Raw genomic sequence first — 17092 nt, 5'->3', positions numbered from 1 at the left:
GGGCGTATAATAGCGGTGGCAATACGCCGGAAAGGAAGAAACGCCATGCTGATCGCAGTGAACGCAGGAAACAGCCACGTTTTGCTGGGCGGTTATGAGGAAGACGCGCAGGTTTTTGCCGCTTCCATCGCGACCGAGCCCAAGCAGACCGGGGATGACTACGCCTGCAAGCTGCGGCAGGTTTTTGACCTGTATGGCGTGCCGTCCGGACGCATTCGCGGCGCGGTGCTCAGCTCGGTGGTGCCGGGCATGGTGTCCGTGCTGGAGGATGCGCTGCGCCTGCTGGGTGTCACTGATGTGATCGAGGTGTCCAGCGGAGTGAAAACCGGCCTCAACATCCGTTCGGAGCAGCCGCGGCAGGTTGGCTCGGATCGCGTGGCGGGCGCGGTGGCTGCGCGCGCCAAAGGAAAGCTGCCCTGCGTGGTGGTGTGCCTTGGTACGGCAACGACCTTCACTGTGCTTGATGCAGCCGGTGCGCTGGTCGGTTCTGCGATTACCGCGGGCGTGCGGCTGAGTGTAGAGGCTTTGCGTGAGCAGGCGGCACAGCTGCCGTCGGTGGCGCTCGAAGCCAAAAACGAGAGTGTTCTGGCACGTAACACGGTTGACGCGATGCGCGTGGGCGCGGTTTACGGTGCGGCCGCCATGGTGGATGGCATGGTCGCGCGATTTGCCGATGCGCTCGGACAGACCCCGCATGTGGTTGTCACGGGCGATTGTGCGCCGCTGGTGCTGCCATACTTACATGTTCCGTGCGAGTATGACAAAAATCTGCTGCTGGATGGACTGCATCTGATCTGGAAACGCAACCGTTCCTGAAGCGTATTGACCGAATAAGCCCTGTACCCGACGAGAAGGGCGGGACGGGAGCAGGAGGAAAACAGAATATGAATCAAAAAAAGACAGACGTAAGGCTGCTGGCGCAAATGGCGCTGCTGGTGGCGCTCGAACTGGTGCTGGCGTTTACGCCGCTGGGCTATATACCGCTCGGCTTTATGAACGCGACCACCATGCACATCCCGGTCATTCTGGGTGCGTGTCTGCTGGGGCCGAAGATGGGCGGCGTGCTGGGCGCGGTGTTCGGCGTGACGAGCGTCATCCGTGCGACGGTCACCCCCAACCTGACCTCGTTTGTGTTCACCCCATTTTACAGCTTCAGTCCGGAGTTTTCCGGCAACTGGACCAGCCTGATCGTGGCGATCGTGCCGCGCGTGCTGATCGGCGTGATTGCGGGACTGGTATTCCAATTCATCATGCGCGTTTCGCATGACAAACAGGCGGTCGCGCTGCCGGTGGCAGGGTTCATCGGCTCGATGGTCAACACGATCGGCGTGATGGGCCTGATTTACCTGCTGTTTGGCGAGCAATATGCGGCGGCAGGTGGCCAGAGCTTTAATCTGCTGCTCAAGGTCATTATGGGTGTCGTGTGCATCAACGGTGTGCCCGAAGCGCTTATCGCTGCGGTATTGACGCTGGCGGTCGGCAAGGTGCTGATCGGCATTTTCGGTCGCCGTGGCGCAAAAAATGCGCAGCAGGGCGCAGCCTGACGGAAGAATCAATATAAAAAAGCTGCATTTTTTGCAGCTTTTTTTCACAGGAGGAAGAGTATGCAACAGATTGATTTTATGCAGGTCGGCGGGTTTCAGGTTGGTCAGGCACAGGACGAGGCAGCGGGTACGGGCGTGACTGTGCTGCTGTTTGACGAGTGCGCGCCGACAGGTGTGGATATTCGTGGCGGCGGCCCAGCCAGCCGCGAAACGCCGCTGCTTGCGCCGGTCGCAGATGCGGCAGGACTGCACGCGCTGGTGCTTTCGGGCGGATCGGCGTTCGGGCTGGACGCCGCGGGCGGCGTGATGCGCTTTTTGGAAGAGCGCGGCATCGGCTTTGACACAGGCATCACGCCTGTGCCGCTGGTGGCGCAATCTTGTATTTTTGACCTTGCGGTTGGCGACAAAACCGTGCGGCCGGATGGCGCGATGGCGTATCGCGCATGCGAGCAGGCTTCGCGCACTGAGTTGAAACTCGGCTGTGTGGGCGGCGGCATGGGCGCAACGGTCGGCAAGTTCTGCGGCGCGCCGTATGCGATGAAAAGCGGCATCGGCGCATATGCGGTGCAGGCAGGCGCGATTCGCGTGGGGGCAATTGTGGTGGTCAATGCGCTGGGCGATATTTTTGATGTGGACACAGGCCGCCAGATCGCGGGGTTGCGCACCGAGGATGGGCGCGGCTTGCGCTTGACCGAGGAGCAGATGTATGCAGGCATCGAAACGGCGCGCAACCCGTTTTCCGCCAATAAAAAGACGGCGACCAATACGACGATCGGCGCAATCGTAACCAACGCGGCTTTCAGCAAAGCGGAGCTGACGCGCGTGGCTTCGATGGCGCACAACGGCTTTGCGCGCGCGATCCGTCCGGTGCATACCACGGCGGACGGAGACTCGATTTACGCGTGCTCGGTCGGTCACGAGCAAGCGGACCTCAATGCAGTCGGCACGCTTGCGTCCTACGTCATGGCCAAGGCGATCGGCTGCGGCGTGCGCGCGGCGCGCGACGGATTTAGTCTGCCCTGCGCGCAGACGCTCGGCACGGTTTGAGCAGAAGATAAAAAGACAGCGGTTTGTCCGGTTTGACTCGGACAAGCCGCTGTCTTACGTTATTTGCAAGTTAATTCTTTTGTAAATTTTTCATTAGACGGCGGTTTCCACCACAGAAGTGCGCGGAAATCGCTGTTTTTGCACAGGAGAAAAACTTCCCATCACCAAAGTCTTTTCGCGCAGCCAAAAAACGTATGGGAATAGCAAAGGTTCACAGGCGTTTTTGCGGTACATCCGTGGCATAGTAAACGCGGAGGTGAAAAAATGCAGCAAAAAAATGCAAGAAAAATCGCGGTTTCCCTGATTTTGACCCTTGCGATGCTGGTTTCCGCGCAGGCGGCCGAGATTTCCTCCCTCATTCCAATCGGCCATACGGTCGGCATTCAGATGAGCGCCGATGGTGTGCTGGTCGTGCGGCTGGATGATGTGCAGACAGCGGACGGTGCGGTCTGCCCTGCGCGGGAGGCAGGCGTGCAGGAAGGAGAACTGATCGTAGGGGTCAACGGAGCGGAAATCAGCGCCAACGATGATCTGCAAAAACAGATCGCGCTTTCCGGTGGGCAACCGGTGGAGCTGACGCTCGAAAGTGATGGCAGCAGCCGAACAGTGATCGTGACGCCGTGCGCGGATGAGGACGGCGTGTATCGCATCGGCGTGCTCGCGCGCGACGGCATGGCTGGTATCGGTACGCTGACCTATGTCGATTCCGAAACGGGCGCATACGGTTCGCTCGGTCACGGTATCTGTGACAACGAAACCGGTGTGCTGATCCCGCTGCGGGACGGCAGTCTGATTGAGTCCTCGGTCGGCTCGGTGCAGCGCGGCGAGGTCGGTGAACCGGGTGCATTGCAGGGCGAGTTTGACTCGGACAATGCGATTGGTACCGTGGACGAAAACACAGAAAGCGGTATCTTCGGCACGCTGACCGACAGCTCGATCTATTCGTCGCTGGAATCCGTTCCAGTAGCCTCGGCGGATGAAATCGAGGTGGGTGAAGCGGAAATCCTGACCAATGTGGAAGGCGATACGGTCGAAAGGTATTCTGTGCAGGTGGAAAAGATTTATCCGGAGGACGATGAATATGGGCGCGGTATGATGCTGCGCGTGACCGATCCGGAGCTGATTGAAAAAACCGGTGGTATCGTGCAGGGTATGTCTGGTTCGCCTGTCCTGCAAAACGGCAAACTGATCGGTGCGGTGACGCATGTACTGGTAAATGACCCGACCTGCGGTTATGCAATCGGTATCGAACGCATGATTGAGGAAATGGAAAACTAATCGGAAAAAATTGTAATTTGTCGAATTTTGTCGAATGCTGTCGAACAAAATATATGCCGGATTTCGATATTTTCCTTGAACTATTTGGCATTATATGGTAAATTAGTGACAAGAAAGAGAGACGACTAATTTTTCGGAAAGCTGGTATAGACATCATGGAACAGAAAATCCGGGTATTGCTCGCGGACGACGACAGCGAATTTTGCGCACGTATGGCAGCGGCGCTGGAAAAAGCAGACGACATGGAACTGGTTGGAATGGCAGAGGATGGCGGAAAGGCCCTTGCAGCTGTGCAGGAGCTGCGGCCGGATGTGCTCATCATTGATCTGGTGCTGCCGGTGATGGACGGCATTTCGGTTATCAGCCGACTGCGCAGTCAGGAACAGAACAAGACGGCGGTGGTGGTTCTTTCCGCTTTTGCCAGTCCGCAGGCTGGTGCGGAATGCACTGCGCTGGGCGTGGATATGTTTCTGCGCAAGCCGATGGAAGCCGAGCGGGTGTGTGAACGCATTCGCCTGTGGCGAGAGGGAAAGCAGGAGGAAGCCCCGTCGGGGGAAGGCAAAGCGCTCGAGGTGCGCGTGACTGAGGTGATCCATCAGGTTGGCGTGCCGGCGCATATCAAGGGCTACCAGTATCTGCGGGAAGCAATTATGATGGCGGTCAATGATATGGAAGCGGTGAGCGCGATCACAAAGGTGCTTTATCCCTCGATTGCCAAGAAATTCAAAACCACTTCTTCGCGTGTGGAACGAGCCATCCGACATGCCATCGAAGTGGCGTGGGACCGCGGCGATATCGAAACGCTGCAAAGCTATTTCGGTTATACGGTTTCGGGCGTCAAGGGAAAACCGACCAACTCTGAATTCATTTCGATGATTGCCGACCGGCTACGGCTGCAAATGCGGTTCGGCGCGTAAACAACCAAGGAACAGGGGACGGGGCGAAATGCTCCGTCCCTTATTTTGTCTGGAAATATGCGCAGTTATAGGATATAATAAATCTAAGCAGAAATTTGCAGAAAAATGGAGAATGTTTGCATGAAAATCATGGTGATCGACGGCAACAGCATTTTGAACCGCGCGTTTTACGGTGTGCGGCAGCTCTCCAACCACGAGGGACTGCCGACCAATGCGGTTTATGGCTTTCTTGCCACACTGTTCAAATTGCAGGACGATGAAAAGCCCGACCGCACGGTCGTTTGCTTTGATGTGCGCGAAAAAACCTTCCGGCATTTGAAATTTGATTCCTATAAAGCCACGCGCAAGGGCATGCCGGATGAACTGGCGGCGCAGCTGCCTGTGGTCAAAGAGGTGCTGGACGCGATGGGGCTGACGCGCTGCGAGCTGCCCGGATATGAGGCGGACGATCTGATCGGCACGATCAGCCGCCGCGCAAACGAGCACGGTGACTGCTGTGTTGTCGTTACGGGCGACCGCGACAGCTTGCAGCTGGTCGGCGGCGGCACAACGGTGCGGCTCGTGACGACCAAAATGGGGCAGACCACTTACGACAGCTACGATACCGAGAAATTCCGCGAAAAATACGGGTTTGACCCGATTTACCTCATCGACCTCAAAGCATTGATGGGTGATTCGTCGGATAACATTCCGGGCGTGCCGGGCATTGGGGAAAAGACCGCGATGCAGCTGCTGCACGACTTTGGTTCGCTCGACGGCGTATACGCGCATCTGGACGATGCGCGCATCAAGAAAGGCGCGCGCACCAAGCTGGAGGCGGGCGAGCAGTCCGCACGGGACAGCTATTGGCTGGCAACGATCGACCGCAATGCGCCGCTCGAACTGGATGTGGAAAACCTGCCCGAAGCTCAGCCTGATGAAGCGTCGCTATATGACTTGCTGACGCGGCTGGAATTTAAGAATTTCATCAAACGGCTGAATTTGAGCGGCGAACAGGCTGCACCGCGGCTGCCCGAGGTACAGGTGCGGCGCGTGACGCAGGCAGCGGAAGCGTTTGCCCTGCTCGATGCGCAGACCGCGACCGATCGGGTATTTGCTGTGCTGGGCGAGACGCTGCGCGCGGCTTGTTTATTGGATGGGGAAACGGCATCCGTGCTGTTTGCAGATGATTTTGCGGAAAACGAGTGGGACGACCTGCTGCGCCGCCTGTTTGACGGCTCGATCGAGCTGGTGCTGCACGATGCCAAGCCGGTTGCGGCTGCGCTGCTCACGCGCGGTATCGCGCCCGATGGCATTCGGTTTGACACCTGCATCGCGGCGTATGTGCTCGATCCGACGCAGTCGGGCTATGATCTGCCGCGCGTGGCGCTGGCTTATTGTAACACCGAACTGCCTGCGCTCGATCTGGATGACCCGTCGGCGGTCTCGCCGCTCGGCGGACAGGACGCGACCGCTGCGGCCTGTGCGCAGCATGCGGTAGCGATCCGCGCGATTTATGCGGAGGCGGCGGAGCAGATTGAACAGCTGGGTATGCGCAAATTATATTATGAAATTGAGCTGCCGCTCTTGCGCGTGCTGGCGGAGATGGAGGTGCTCGGCTGTGCGGTCGAGCCGGACGCACTCCGCGCTTTCGGGGACAAGCTGGATGCGCGCATCCGCGAATTGACCCAGCAGATTTATCACGATGCGGACGGTGAGTTTAACATCAACAGTCCCAAACAGCTGGGTGAGGTGCTGTTTGAAAAGCTGCATCTTCCCGCGCCGAAAAAGACCAAGACCGGGTATTCGACCAATGTGGAAGTGCTCGAGCGCATCGCGGGCGATCACCCGATCGTGCCGCGCATTCTGGAGTACCGTCAGCTGAGCAAGCTGAAGAGCACCTATGTCGAGGGGCTTCTCAAGGTCATCAGCCCCAAGGACGGCCGTATCCACACGCATTTCCAGCAGACCGTCACCGCAACCGGACGCCTGTCTTCGACCGATCCCAATTTGCAGAATATTCCGGTGCGTACCGAGTTGGGGCGTGAGCTGCGCCGCATGTTTGTCGCGCCGGACGACGACCATGTGCTGATCGACGCAGACTATTCACAGATTGAGCTGCGTGTGCTCGCGCATATCTCGCAGGATGCGCACATGATCGAAGCGTTCCGCTCGGGGCAGGACATTCACGCCGCGACCGCAGCCAAGGTGTATCATGTGCCGCTGGAGGAGGTCACGCCGCAGATGCGCTCCTCGTGCAAAGCGGTCAACTTTGGCATTGTGTACGGCATTTCGGATTTTTCGCTGGCACAGGATATCGGCGTGACCCGCAAGGAGGCGGGTGAGTTCATCCGCACTTATTTGGCCACCTATCCGGGCGTTGCCAAATATATGGACGATATCAAGGCGAGTGCTAAGGAAAACGGCTATGTGACCACACTGTTTGGCCGTCGCCGCGCATTACCTGAGCTGCAAAGCCGCAACTTTAACATCCGCTCATTCGGTGAGCGTGTAGCGATGAACACGCCCATTCAGGGCACGGCGGCGGATATCATCAAAATTGCGATGATTCGCGTGCGCGACCGCCTGCTGCGGGAGGGGCTGGAAAGCCGCTTGATTTTGCAGGTGCACGACGAGTTGATTCTGGAAGCGCCTAAATCCGAGCAGGAGACGGCCATGCAGCTGCTGCGTGAGGAGATGGAAGCGGCATTCGCAATGGATGCGCCGCTGGTTGCGGAAGCCAAGGCGGGGCACAGTTGGTACGACACAAAATAATTTTGTTGGAACCTGACAGGAGAGAATTTGGATGGATACAATCATCTTTATTTGCACGGGCAACACCTGCCGTTCTCCGATGGCAGAGGGGCTGTTCCGTGCGCATGGCGGCGAGGAGCAGACCGGACTTGCCGCCGCGTCCGCTGGGCTGTTCACGCAGGACGGTCTGCCTGCGTCGGACAACGCTGTGACAGCGGCAAAGGAACTGGGCGCGGATATTTCCGCGCACCGTTCGCGTGTGCTGACGCACGAGATGGCGCAAAGCGCGCGCTATTTGGTGTGCATGACGGGCGCACATTACGACCGCGTATGCGAATTGTTCCCGGACTGCGCGGACAAGGTGTTCACGCTGACCCAGCGCGACGTATCCGACCCGTTTGGCGGCGACCTTGACACTTACCGCCGCGCGGCATCTGAGATCGACGAGGGCGTGCGCAGCATCATCGGGAGACTCGGCGCATGACGGTCGTACCGATGGCGGAGCGCCATCTGACGGCACTGGAAGCAATCGAAAACGCGTGCTTTCACGCGCCTTGGAGCGAAAAAATGCTGCGGGAGGAGCTTGGCAAGGGCATTTTCCTCGTGGCCGAGCGGGACGGACAGGCAGTCGGCTATGTCGGCTGTCAGACCGTGCTGGATGAAGGATACATCACCAATGTTGCGGTGTCGCCGGACTGCCGCAGGCAGGGCATCGCTCGCGCGCTGATTGCGGAACTGACTGACGAGGCGCGTGCGCAGGCACTGGCATTTGTCACGCTCGAAGTGCGTGCATCCAATGTGCCCGCGATTGCGCTGTATGAGAGCGCGGGCTTTGTTCGTGTTGGCGTGCGTAAGAATTTTTACACTGTGCCGACTGAGGATGCGGTGCTGATGACCCTGTTTCTGAAGGAGTGATACGCATAGAGATTCGGTTTGTTGACGCGGAAAACGCGGATTTTCTGGCGCTCGTGCAGCAGCTGGACGAGTACTATTTTCAAGTAGTGGGTGAAGTGCATCGACGTTATGCCAAATACAACGACCCGCACTTGCTGGATGCGCGCATGGTGGCTTGCGTGGATGGCAAGGCGGCAGGCTGCGGCGCGTGGAAAAAAATCGACGCGGAAACCGCGGAAATCAAGCGCATTTTCGTTTCTCCAGCTTTCCGGCGGAAGGGCGTTGCCAGTGCGCTGATTCGTGCGCTGGAGCAGGATGCTGCCGCACATGGTTATGCACGCGCAATTTTGGAGACCGCCCGCACGACCGATGATTCGGCGGCGCTGTATCATAAGCTGGGCTTCCGCGAAATAGCCTACTACGGCAGTCCCGCAGGCGCGGAAAACTGCCGCTGTTTTGAAAAAACGCTTTCGGTCGAGGAGGGTCAGGCATGATTGTGTTTCTGGCGTTTTGCCTGATCGGAACGGTGATGTGTGCCTGTGTGTTCGCCCATGCGCTGTGCGATGCGCTGCGCGCAGTACAGGGCGGCGGAGATCCAAAAGCGCAGGTTGTGCGCCTGCAGGTGAGCCTAAGCGGCGCGTTGCTGCTGCCGATCGCAGCGGTGATTCGGGTGCTGCTTTTTGTGACATATTCATTTTGACGGGTGGTTATCAACGCATGAGAATTTTGGCTATCGAGTCCTCCTGTGATGAAACGGCAGCAGCCGTCATCGAGGACGGACGGAACATTCTTTCCAGTGTGGTGGATACGCAGATCGAAACGCACGCGCTGTACGGTGGCGTGGTGCCGGAAATTGCCTCGCGCCGCCATATGGAGGCGGTCGTGCGCGTGACCGAGCAGGCGCTGTCGGACGCTAAGATGGACAAACATGAGGTGGACGCAGTCGCGGCGACCTGTGCGCCGGGCTTGATTGGCGCGCTGCTGGTCGGTGCAAATTTCGGCAAGTCGCTGGCTTTTGCGCTGAACAAGCCGTTTATTCCGGTGCATCACATTCGCGGGCATATCGCGGCGACTTATTTGGCGTATCCCGATCTCAAGCCGCCGTTTTTGACGCTGATTGCGTCGGGCGGGCACAGTGAGATTGTCATGGTGCGCGATTATACGGATTTTGATATCCTTGGCGGTACGCGGGACGACGCGGCGGGTGAGGCCTTCGATAAGGTCGCGCGCGTGCTCGGCGTGGGCTATCCGGGCGGGCCGAAAATCGACAAGCTTGCGCAGGAGGGCGATCCGACACGCTACAAGCTGCCGGATTCGCACATCAAGGACGCGCCGCTCGATTTTTCTTTCTCCGGGTTAAAAACAGCAGTTATTAACCTTGCGCACAATGCCGAGCAGAAGGGCGAGGCGATTGACAAAAACGATTTGGCAGCTTCGTTCTGCGCGGCGGTCGTGCGCACGTTGGTACCGCGGCTGGAGCAGGCAGTCCATCAGACGCACGCGCGGCGCGTGGTATGCGCGGGCGGTGTGGCGGCAAACTCTTTCCTGCGCGCAGCGCTCGGTGAGATGGCAAAACGCACGCATACCCAGCTGTATCTGCCGCCGCTGAATCTGTGCGGTGACAATGCTGCGATGATCGGCAGTCAGGCGTATTTCGAGTATCTTGCAGGCAACACAGGCACGACCTTGCAAAATGCTTTCGCCACTGCGGAGATCGGTGAGAATATTTGTGAAAAGCGATAGGGGAAAAGGGCTTTTCAAAACAGGCATATTGTTGTAAAATAGAAGTGGTCTTTGCGCTGCAAAGGCCACTTCTGTTTTGTTTTTGGGCACGGCGCGTTTTGCGCGCCGTGGAGAAGGCTGTGGAAGCCGCAACCGCCCGTCCCTGCATCGGGATGGGGCGCGGGGCGCAGAAAACGCCGCGCGTGTGGGACATAAAGGAGCGAAGGAAACACAAATGGGTATGACAATTGCGCAGAAAATCCTGAAAGCGCATCTGGTGGACGGCGAGATGGTACAGGGGCAGGAAATCGGCCTCAAGATCGACCAGACGCTGACGCAGGACGCGACCGGCACGATGGCCTATCTGCAATTCGAGGCGATGGGCGTCGATCAGGTCAAGACCGAGCGGTCGGTTGCCTACATTGACCACAACACCCTGCAGTCCGGCTTCGAAAACGCGGACGACCACAAATATATCGGCTCGGTCGCGAAAAAGCACGGTATCTACTATTCCAAGGCGGGCAACGGTATCTGCCATCAGGTGCACCTCGAGCGCTTCGGCGCGCCGGGCAAGACGCTGATCGGCTCGGACAGCCACACCCCGACCGGCGGCGGCATTGGCATGCTTGCATTTGGCGCGGGCGGTCTGGATGTTGCGGTCGCGATGGGCGGCGGTGCATATTACATCCCGATGCCTAAGATGGTACGTGTCAATCTGACGGGCAAGCTGTCTCCGTGGGTGTCGGCGAAGGATGTTATTCTGGACGTGCTGTGCCAGATGACCGTCAAGGGCGGCGTCGGCAAGATCGTGGAGTACGCAGGCGAAGGCGTCAAGACCCTGTCCGTACCGGAGCGCGCGACCATCACGAACATGGGCGCGGAGCTGGGCGCGACGACTTCGATTTTTCCGTCCGACGAGGAGACAAAAAAGTTCCTTGAGGCGCAAGGGCGCGGCGATGTATGGGTAGAGCTGTCCTCCGACCCGGATGCGGTTTACGACGAGGAGTATACGGTCGATCTGTCCGCGCTTGAGCCGCTGGCCGCGATGCCGCATATGCCGGACAACGTAAAGAAGGTGTCCGAGATCGGTGCAATCAAGGTCAATCAGTGCTGCATTGGCTCGTGCACCAACTCTTCTTATTACGATATGATGAAGGTCGCGGCCATTTTGAAGGGCAAGGCCGTTCATCCGGACGTTTCGCTGACCATCAGCCCGGGTTCTAAGCAGGTGTTCAATATGCTCGCGCAGAACGGTGCGCTGGCAGACATCATTTCCGCGGGGGCACGCATTCTGGAATGCGCCTGCGGCCCCTGCATCGGCATGGGCCAGTCGCCGGAGTCCGCAGGTGTCTCCCTGCGCACCTTCAACCGCAATTTTGAGGGCCGTTCGGGCACGCAGGACGCGCAGATCTATCTGGTGTCGCCTGAAGTTGCGGCGGCGAGCGCGCTGGCTGGCGTGCTGACCGACCCGCGCACGCTGGGCGAGATGCCGGAAATCCAGATGCCCGAGCACTTTGTCATCAACGATAATCTGATCGTAAAGCCTGCGGAAAATCCGGACGAGGTGGAGGTCGTGCGCGGCCCCAACATCAAGCCGTTCCCGCTGGGTAAGGCGCTGGAAGCAAGCTATACGGGCAAGGTCGTGCTCAAGACCGAGGACAACATCACGACCGACCACATCCTGCCGGCAGGAGCAAAGCTGCTGCCGTATCGCTCGAATGTGCCGTATTATTCCAACTACTGCTTCATCAATGTTGACCCGGAGTTCCCGGCACGCTGCAAGGAGCAGGGCGGCGGCATCATCGTAGGCGGCGCAAACTATGGTCAGGGTTCGTCGCGTGAGCACGCGGCGCTCGTTCCGCTGTATCTGGGTGTGAAGGCGGTGCTGTGCAAGTCGTTTGCACGCATCCACAAGGCAAATCTGGTCAACTCCGGCATCCTGCCGCTGACCTTTGCAAACCCGGCAGATTATGACGAAATCAGCCTGTTGGATGAGATTTCTCTGCCGAATGTGCTGGAAGAAATGAAAAATGGCCAGCAGGTCACTATTGTGTGCGGCGGCAGAACGTTCAAGGCGGACTGCGAGGTTTCCGACCGCCAGCGCGGCGCGCTGCTCGCGGGCGGCACGCTCAACTACGCCAAGCAGAACGCGCAGTAAAACAATAGACAGGCCAGAGAGGACAGGACTTGCCCTCTCTGACTTGCTTTCTTGACAGTAGACGAAATTTTTGTTAAAATAATATCAATTCAGTGGGAGGACAGAACTATGTCTATCGACCAGAAGATCCTGGATCAGTTTGAAGCAGTCGTCGAAAGCCAGCGCAAGCGTATTGCGGATATGAAGGCGCAGGACGACTTTATTGATTATTCCAAACTCGATAAGCTTGTCATCGGCGTATGCGGCGGCGACGGCATCGGCCCGATGATCACCGGCATGGCGCAGCACGCGCTGGAGACACTGCTGGCGGACAAGGTGAAAGTAGGCAAAGTGGAGTTCCGCGTGATCGACGGTCTGACCATCGAGCGCCGTGCCGAGCTTGGCTGCGCGATCCCGCCCGATGTGATGGAAGAGCTCAAGCAGTGCCATGCGATTCTGAAGGGGCCGACCACGACCCCGCGCAAGGGCGATCCGTGGCCGAATGTGGAGTCTGCAAACGTGGCGATGCGCAAGGCGCTCGACCTGTTTGCCAACGTGCGCCCGGTCAAGGTGCCTGAACTTGGCATCGACTGGACGTTCTATCGTGAAAACACCGAAGGCGGGTATGCTGTCGGTTCGCAGGGCATGCAGATCGACGATGACCTGTTCCTGGATTTCACGGTTGCCACCTCGCAGGGCTGCGAGCGTATTGCCCGTCTGGCATTCGACTATGCACGTAAGACCGGCAAGAACCGCGTTTCCTGCGTCACCAAGGCGAATATCATCAAAACGACTGACGGCAAGTTCCTCGATACCTGCCAGAAGGTCGCAAAGGAGTATCCGGAAGTCGAGTTCGACGACTGGTATATCGACATCATGACCGCAAAGCTGCTGGACGACAAGCGCCGTCGCGACTTTAAGGTGGTCGTGCTGCCCAACCTGTACGGCGATATCATCACCGATGAGGCCGCTGAGATTCAGGGCGGCGTCGGTACGGCAGGTTCGGCGAACATTGGTAAGCGTTACGCGATGTTCGAGGCGATCCACGGTTCGGCACCGCGCATGGTGCAGGAAGGCCGTGCAAAGTACGCTGACCCGTCGTCCGTGCTGCGTGCATCGGTCATGCTGCTGGAGCATATCGGCGAGATCGAACTGGCGAAAAAGCTCGACCGTGCACTGGATATCTGCATGTTTGAAGAGAAAAAAGTGGTCGTTACCGGTCGGGATACCGGCGCGACTGCACAGGAATTTACGGATTACGTGCTGGATACCATCGCGAAGCTGTAATTGTTGCATATCGCAATTTAAGGAAGAAGGAGAGAGCCTGTGGAACGAAAGCAAGAGGTTTCCAAAGCGGTCATTCAGCGGTTGCCGCGCTATTACCGGAATATCTGTGAACTGAAGGCTGAAGGTGTGCAGCGCATCTCCTCGCGTGCGCTGGCAGAGCGCATGGGATTAACGGCTTCACAAATCCGGCAGGATTTTAACTGTTTCGGTGGCTTCGGACAGCAGGGCTATGGCTACAATATTGATAAGCTGATGGAGGAATTGGGGTCTATTCTCGGCCTCCGTGCAGGCCGCACAGCGATTTTGCTGGGCGCCGGCAATCTGGGCCGGGCGCTGCTCAATAACTTTGATTTTTCCGCCAGCGGCTTTAAGCTGCTTTGCGCGTTTGATGCCAATCCTGAACTGAAAGGAAAAGCATTTGGCGGGTATTCCGTGCGCAGCAGCGATGATTTACCGTCGTTTATCGCAGCGCACAAGCCGGATGTGGCGGTTCTCACCATCCCGCGGAAAAATGCGCCTGAAATTGCGCGGGAACTGGTCGATCAAGGCATCCGTGGCTTGTGGAACTTCACGGGAGAAGATCTCCACTTGGGCGGCTTGGGAGTACCAGTGGAAAATGTCCATCTGTCCGATAGCTTGATGACACTGTGCCACTTGGTCAGTACAACAGAAGAATAAAAAAGAAACGGCCAATAAGGTAGCTACGCATAAAACAGTATCAACCACAAACTGAAACAGGGTAGCTGCCATACGGAGTGTAGAAGAAAGACGAGCAAGAAGCGATTGTTTCTTGCTCGTCTTTTTCGTTCTGTTACGCAATAGAACGCCATTTTCGAGGGTGCGAGTATAAAACCCTTACCCACCTCTGTTTTGCACGCTCAAAGCTGCATAAAATCAAAGGATTTTTACCCCTAAATGCGAACATAGACTATGATAAATTGAGGGCGAAAGCGGTTTACTGCTTTCGCCCTCTTGATTACTCACAAGCAAGGACAGAAACAGCCGTCAAGGACGCGAAGCGTGAAGTTTATCCTTGACGGCTGTTTCTGGCTTTGCTACTCTACTTGCCCTTGTGTTCTTCTCCCCATACACATAATTGGTCTAATATTTTCATAAGCGATTGCCCTTTGTCTGATAAACTATACTCCACCTTTGGGGGGATTTGCGGGTATTCTTTTCGGATTATCAAATCGTCCTTTTCTAATTCCTTTAGGGAAGTGCTTAAAGTCTTATGCGAAATGGATTTGATGTACCGCTTCAATTCATTGTACCTTACGATTTCAAACTCCATCAGACAGTACAGGATTACCATTTTATATTTCCCACTAATCAGCGACAGGGCATAGCTAAATCCAGTATCTTCAAAGTTGGATTTTTCAATATAGTCCTTGAACATTTACACTCTCCTTTAGGTTAGTATCTAACAAAAATGTGCGTACTTTATTTTTAGGGTATGTGTTGCTATAATTATAGCATAAACTTTTGGAGGTGTAAATCACATGAGCAAAAAAATATGTATCTTGAACGGAAGCCCCCGCCCTACTGGGAACACCAAAGAATTGATTAAGCGTTTTACCAAGGGAGCAGAGGCAGCAGGACACGAAGTAACCTGTTTTGATTTGCAGAAAATGGATATTCATGGCTGCTTGGGCTGCTGCAAAGGCGGAAAGGATGAAGCCTGTCCATGCGTTCAGAAAGATGACATGACACAAATCTATCCGGCGTACCGAAATGCGGATGTTGTCGTGTTAGCTTCCCCTATGTATTATTGGGGGATTAGCGGTCAACTAAAGAGTGCTTTTGACCGCCTGTTTGCCGTAGCGGAATTAACGCCGAACTATGAAAACCCAAAGAAAGATTGCGTCCTGCTTATGGCTGCGGAAGGAAATACCGAGAGCAACTTTGCCCCTGTTCGGGCTTTCTATGAGGGATTGACTTCCCATCTGGGGTGGAAAAATATCGGCGTTGTGTATGCCGGCGGCAATATGGACATTGGGGATATTTTGAGCAAGTCGGAACAGCTTGAGGAAGCGGAGAAATTAGGCAACTCCATTTCTTAAATTATTGGAGCAACTGCTATCTTTCGTGAGAGGAAAGGGGGATTATTTTGAATTGCACAAAAGAATACAAAGAGCATATTGAATACACATTTCACGCTTTCTGCAAGATCGTCATTCATCATGCGGCGATTACGGCAGCAAGGACAGCAGGACGAAAGCAAAAGCATGAAATATCCCTCGAATACCTTGCAGAAGAAAAGCACTATCCATTTGCTACCGAGGACGAGTATTTCAAAGCACCAGAGCAATACGAAGAATACCCTGTGTCCTTCTGCGGCGATACAGTCATATTTTATAATGGCTTGCTTGCAAAAGCCCTTTCCCGATTGCCGCGGCAGGAACAGGAAATGATTTACTTGTCCTTTTTCCAGCGTGTTCCACAGCATGAAATCGGCAGACGCTATCAATGCAGCCGCAGCGCGGCGGGCTATCATATCCGCAAATCCCTGCGGCAGCTTCAAACGGAAATGGGGGAAGCGGCGCATGAGGAATAGAAAACTTCTCCCCTATGAAACAATCGTACAAGCTACCAGTGGAGAGCCGGAAGCGGTTCATGCCGTACTTTCCCACTACGCCGGATATATCCGCTACCGCGCCCGTTCTTTTGGAAATTCTAACTCAGACATAGAGGACTATATCCAAACAAAGCTGATTGAAAGCCTGTTCAAATTTCGCTTTCTCTAAACGAAAAACGCAAGACGACTACATAGCCCATGAAAACCGCTGCAACTCCAAAGTCGCAGCGGTTTTTTGCATTTTCTCGAAAAAATTTCTCAAAAACTTTGGCAAAACCGCATTGTCCGGTGTTGTATATAGTGAGGGAAGAAACGCAACAAATCCCCCTTATCAAGACGGATAATCTTTGAGAGAATTTTCAGAGGGTTTGGGACACTTCCCAACAAGCAATTTTCAACCGATACGCCGCAGGCGAGAGGGCGAAAATACGGAAAAGGGTACTCTTTTCCTATGCTTGCTATTCAACTATTCACTCTATCAAACAAGGAAAGGACGGGAACGGAATGGAAAGGAAGCGAATTATCAAAAATGGGCATATCGTGGTAAAAAATCCGCTGTATCAAGAGCTGCCGAAGCGTGAAGTCATTATCAAGTCCGGCAGGACAAGCTACCGCTTTACAGGCAGCTATGACGGAAAGCGTGCGTTACCGAGCAAGGTTTTACGCCTTATGGAGCAGGAAAGTTTACAAAAAGAGGTTGATAAAAAGGACGGGAGCCGATAAAATGAGTACATACAATCCTGTATGGCAGACTGCCCGCCGACGAAAGGAGAAAACTTATGTTAAGGCAGTCTGACAACAAAATCACCGCCCTGTACTGTCGTCTAAGTCGTGACGACGAGTTGCAGGGGGACAGCAACAGCATTGTAAATCATGATGTAATGTATAGAGGGTGGATTACACCAAAAAACATTACATCATGACTGGCGGCTCATTTGTGGCGAATGAAAAGACAGTT

At 55.7% G+C, this 17092-nt stretch carries 19 protein-coding genes; 18 read left to right on the top strand and 1 reads right to left on the bottom strand.

Going from position 1 to position 17092, the window contains the following annotated elements; translation table 11 throughout:
• The 14 genes from ABGT74_RS00095 to ABGT74_RS00030 form a co-directional block, all read left to right on the top strand.
• On the top strand, positions 1-816 hold an 816-nt coding region (locus tag ABGT74_RS00095; RefSeq protein ID WP_346703958.1), incomplete at its 5' end, for a type III pantothenate kinase.
• 68 nt (positions 817-884) lie between these two features.
• Entirely contained in the window at positions 885-1544 is a 660-nt protein-coding gene (locus ABGT74_RS00090; protein WP_346703957.1) for an ECF transporter S component, read from the top strand.
• Positions 1545-1604: 60 nt separating this feature from the next.
• Positions 1605-2591 (top strand): P1 family peptidase, encoded by a 987-nt coding sequence (locus tag ABGT74_RS00085; RefSeq protein WP_346703956.1) that lies wholly within the window; start codon positions 1605-1607, stop codon positions 2589-2591.
• A 264-nt stretch (positions 2592-2855) separates the two neighbouring features.
• Positions 2856-3869: a SpoIVB peptidase gene (gene spoIVB, locus ABGT74_RS00080; RefSeq protein ID WP_346703955.1), complete on the top strand. Its 1014-nt coding sequence runs from the start codon at positions 2856-2858 to the stop codon at positions 3867-3869.
• A gap of 155 nt (positions 3870-4024) precedes the next feature.
• Positions 4025-4786 (top strand): sporulation transcription factor Spo0A, encoded by a 762-nt coding sequence (spo0A, locus tag ABGT74_RS00075; RefSeq protein ID WP_297283232.1) that lies wholly within the window; start codon positions 4025-4027, stop codon positions 4784-4786.
• 120 nt (positions 4787-4906) lie between these two features.
• Positions 4907-7540, top strand: a complete 2634-nt coding sequence (gene polA / locus ABGT74_RS00070; RefSeq protein WP_346703954.1) for a DNA polymerase I — start codon at positions 4907-4909, stop codon at positions 7538-7540.
• Between the two features lie 31 nt (positions 7541-7571).
• The gene (locus ABGT74_RS00065; protein ID WP_346703953.1) at positions 7572-8003 is read left to right on the top strand and encodes a low molecular weight protein arginine phosphatase; all 432 of its coding nucleotides are present in this window, start codon (positions 7572-7574) and stop codon (positions 8001-8003) included.
• Positions 8000-8434, top strand: a complete 435-nt coding sequence (gene rimI, locus ABGT74_RS00060) for a ribosomal protein S18-alanine N-acetyltransferase (protein ID WP_346703952.1) — start codon at positions 8000-8002, stop codon at positions 8432-8434. The genes ABGT74_RS00065 and rimI overlap by 4 nt, the downstream gene beginning before the upstream one ends.
• Positions 8431-8907 (top strand): GNAT family N-acetyltransferase, encoded by a 477-nt coding sequence (locus ABGT74_RS00055; protein WP_346703951.1) that lies wholly within the window; start codon positions 8431-8433, stop codon positions 8905-8907. The genes rimI and ABGT74_RS00055 overlap by 4 nt, the downstream gene beginning before the upstream one ends.
• Positions 8904-9113: a hypothetical protein gene (locus tag ABGT74_RS00050; RefSeq protein ID WP_297283227.1), complete on the top strand. Its 210-nt coding sequence runs from the start codon at positions 8904-8906 to the stop codon at positions 9111-9113. The genes ABGT74_RS00055 and ABGT74_RS00050 overlap by 4 nt, the downstream gene beginning before the upstream one ends.
• A 17-nt stretch (positions 9114-9130) precedes the next feature.
• On the top strand, positions 9131-10156 hold the full coding sequence (gene tsaD / locus ABGT74_RS00045) for a tRNA (adenosine(37)-N6)-threonylcarbamoyltransferase complex transferase subunit TsaD (protein ID WP_297283226.1): 1026 nt from the start codon (positions 9131-9133) through the stop codon (positions 10154-10156).
• 214 nt (positions 10157-10370) lie between these two features.
• Positions 10371-12293 carry an aconitate hydratase gene (locus tag ABGT74_RS00040; RefSeq protein WP_346703950.1) on the top strand — a complete coding sequence of 641 codons (1923 nt, stop codon included), beginning with the start codon at positions 10371-10373 and terminating at the stop codon, positions 12291-12293.
• Positions 12294-12401: 108 nt separating this feature from the next.
• The gene (locus tag ABGT74_RS00035) at positions 12402-13559 is read left to right on the top strand and encodes an isocitrate/isopropylmalate family dehydrogenase (protein WP_346703949.1); all 1158 of its coding nucleotides are present in this window, start codon (positions 12402-12404) and stop codon (positions 13557-13559) included.
• Between the two features lie 39 nt (positions 13560-13598).
• Entirely contained in the window at positions 13599-14237 is a 639-nt protein-coding gene (locus ABGT74_RS00030; protein ID WP_297283223.1) for a redox-sensing transcriptional repressor Rex, read from the top strand.
• Between the two features lie 382 nt (positions 14238-14619).
• Here ABGT74_RS00030 and ABGT74_RS00025 read toward each other — a convergent pair whose 3' ends face one another.
• Positions 14620-14955, bottom strand: coding sequence for a helix-turn-helix domain-containing protein (locus tag ABGT74_RS00025; RefSeq protein WP_346703948.1), 336 nt, complete (start codon positions 14953-14955; stop codon positions 14620-14622).
• 103 nt (positions 14956-15058) lie between these two features.
• Here ABGT74_RS00025 and ABGT74_RS00020 point away from each other — a divergent pair, with 103 nt between their 5' ends.
• The 4 genes from ABGT74_RS00020 (at position 15059) to ABGT74_RS00005 (ending at position 16857) form a co-directional block, all read left to right on the top strand.
• Positions 15059-15619: an NAD(P)H-dependent oxidoreductase gene (locus ABGT74_RS00020; protein WP_346703947.1), complete on the top strand. Its 561-nt coding sequence runs from the start codon at positions 15059-15061 to the stop codon at positions 15617-15619.
• Between the two features lie 47 nt (positions 15620-15666).
• Positions 15667-16113, top strand: a complete 447-nt coding sequence (locus ABGT74_RS00015; RefSeq protein WP_346703946.1) for a sigma-70 family RNA polymerase sigma factor — start codon at positions 15667-15669, stop codon at positions 16111-16113.
• Complete coding sequence (locus ABGT74_RS00010) at positions 16103-16303, top strand: helix-turn-helix domain-containing protein (RefSeq protein WP_346703945.1); 201 nt, start codon at positions 16103-16105, stop codon at positions 16301-16303. Before ABGT74_RS00015 ends, ABGT74_RS00010 begins: the two co-directional genes overlap by 11 nt.
• Positions 16304-16638: 335 nt before the next feature.
• A complete protein-coding gene (locus ABGT74_RS00005) occupies positions 16639-16857 on the top strand; it encodes a hypothetical protein (protein WP_346703944.1) in 219 nt (72 codons plus the stop codon).
• Positions 16858-17092: the final 235 nt, after the last annotated feature.

Source organism: uncultured Agathobaculum sp., from assembly GCF_963927765.1.
In the GTDB taxonomy this organism is placed as follows: domain Bacteria; phylum Bacillota; class Clostridia; order Oscillospirales; family Butyricicoccaceae; genus Agathobaculum.
Note: the sequence above shows the minus strand (reverse complement) of the source record. Positions and strands in the feature narration are given on the sequence as shown.

What these genes read in the sequence shown, in the direction of transcription:
- ABGT74_RS00090 (WP_346703957.1), top strand. Translation starts at nt 885, where the DNA reads ATGAATCAAAAAAAGACAGACGTAAGGCTGCTGGCGCAAATGGCGCTG.
- ABGT74_RS00085 (WP_346703956.1), top strand. Translation starts at nt 1,605, where the DNA reads ATGCAACAGATTGATTTTATGCAGGTCGGCGGGTTTCAGGTTGGTCAG.
- spoIVB (WP_346703955.1), top strand. Translation starts at nt 2,856, where the DNA reads ATGCAGCAAAAAAATGCAAGAAAAATCGCGGTTTCCCTGATTTTGACC.
- spo0A (WP_297283232.1), top strand. Translation starts at nt 4,025, where the DNA reads ATGGAACAGAAAATCCGGGTATTGCTCGCGGACGACGACAGCGAATTT.
- polA (WP_346703954.1), top strand. Translation starts at nt 4,907, where the DNA reads ATGAAAATCATGGTGATCGACGGCAACAGCATTTTGAACCGCGCGTTT.
- ABGT74_RS00065 (WP_346703953.1), top strand. Translation starts at nt 7,572, where the DNA reads ATGGATACAATCATCTTTATTTGCACGGGCAACACCTGCCGTTCTCCG.
- rimI (WP_346703952.1), top strand. Translation starts at nt 8,000, where the DNA reads ATGACGGTCGTACCGATGGCGGAGCGCCATCTGACGGCACTGGAAGCA.
- ABGT74_RS00050 (WP_297283227.1), top strand. Translation starts at nt 8,904, where the DNA reads ATGATTGTGTTTCTGGCGTTTTGCCTGATCGGAACGGTGATGTGTGCC.
- tsaD (WP_297283226.1), top strand. Translation starts at nt 9,131, where the DNA reads ATGAGAATTTTGGCTATCGAGTCCTCCTGTGATGAAACGGCAGCAGCC.
- ABGT74_RS00040 (WP_346703950.1), top strand. Translation starts at nt 10,371, where the DNA reads ATGGGTATGACAATTGCGCAGAAAATCCTGAAAGCGCATCTGGTGGAC.
- ABGT74_RS00035 (WP_346703949.1), top strand. Translation starts at nt 12,402, where the DNA reads ATGTCTATCGACCAGAAGATCCTGGATCAGTTTGAAGCAGTCGTCGAA.
- ABGT74_RS00025 (WP_346703948.1), bottom strand. Translation starts at nt 14,955, where the DNA reads ATGTTCAAGGACTATATTGAAAAATCCAACTTTGAAGATACTGGATTT.
- ABGT74_RS00020 (WP_346703947.1), top strand. Translation starts at nt 15,059, where the DNA reads ATGAGCAAAAAAATATGTATCTTGAACGGAAGCCCCCGCCCTACTGGG.
- ABGT74_RS00010 (WP_346703945.1), top strand. Translation starts at nt 16,103, where the DNA reads ATGAGGAATAGAAAACTTCTCCCCTATGAAACAATCGTACAAGCTACC.
- ABGT74_RS00005 (WP_346703944.1), top strand. Translation starts at nt 16,639, where the DNA reads ATGGAAAGGAAGCGAATTATCAAAAATGGGCATATCGTGGTAAAAAAT.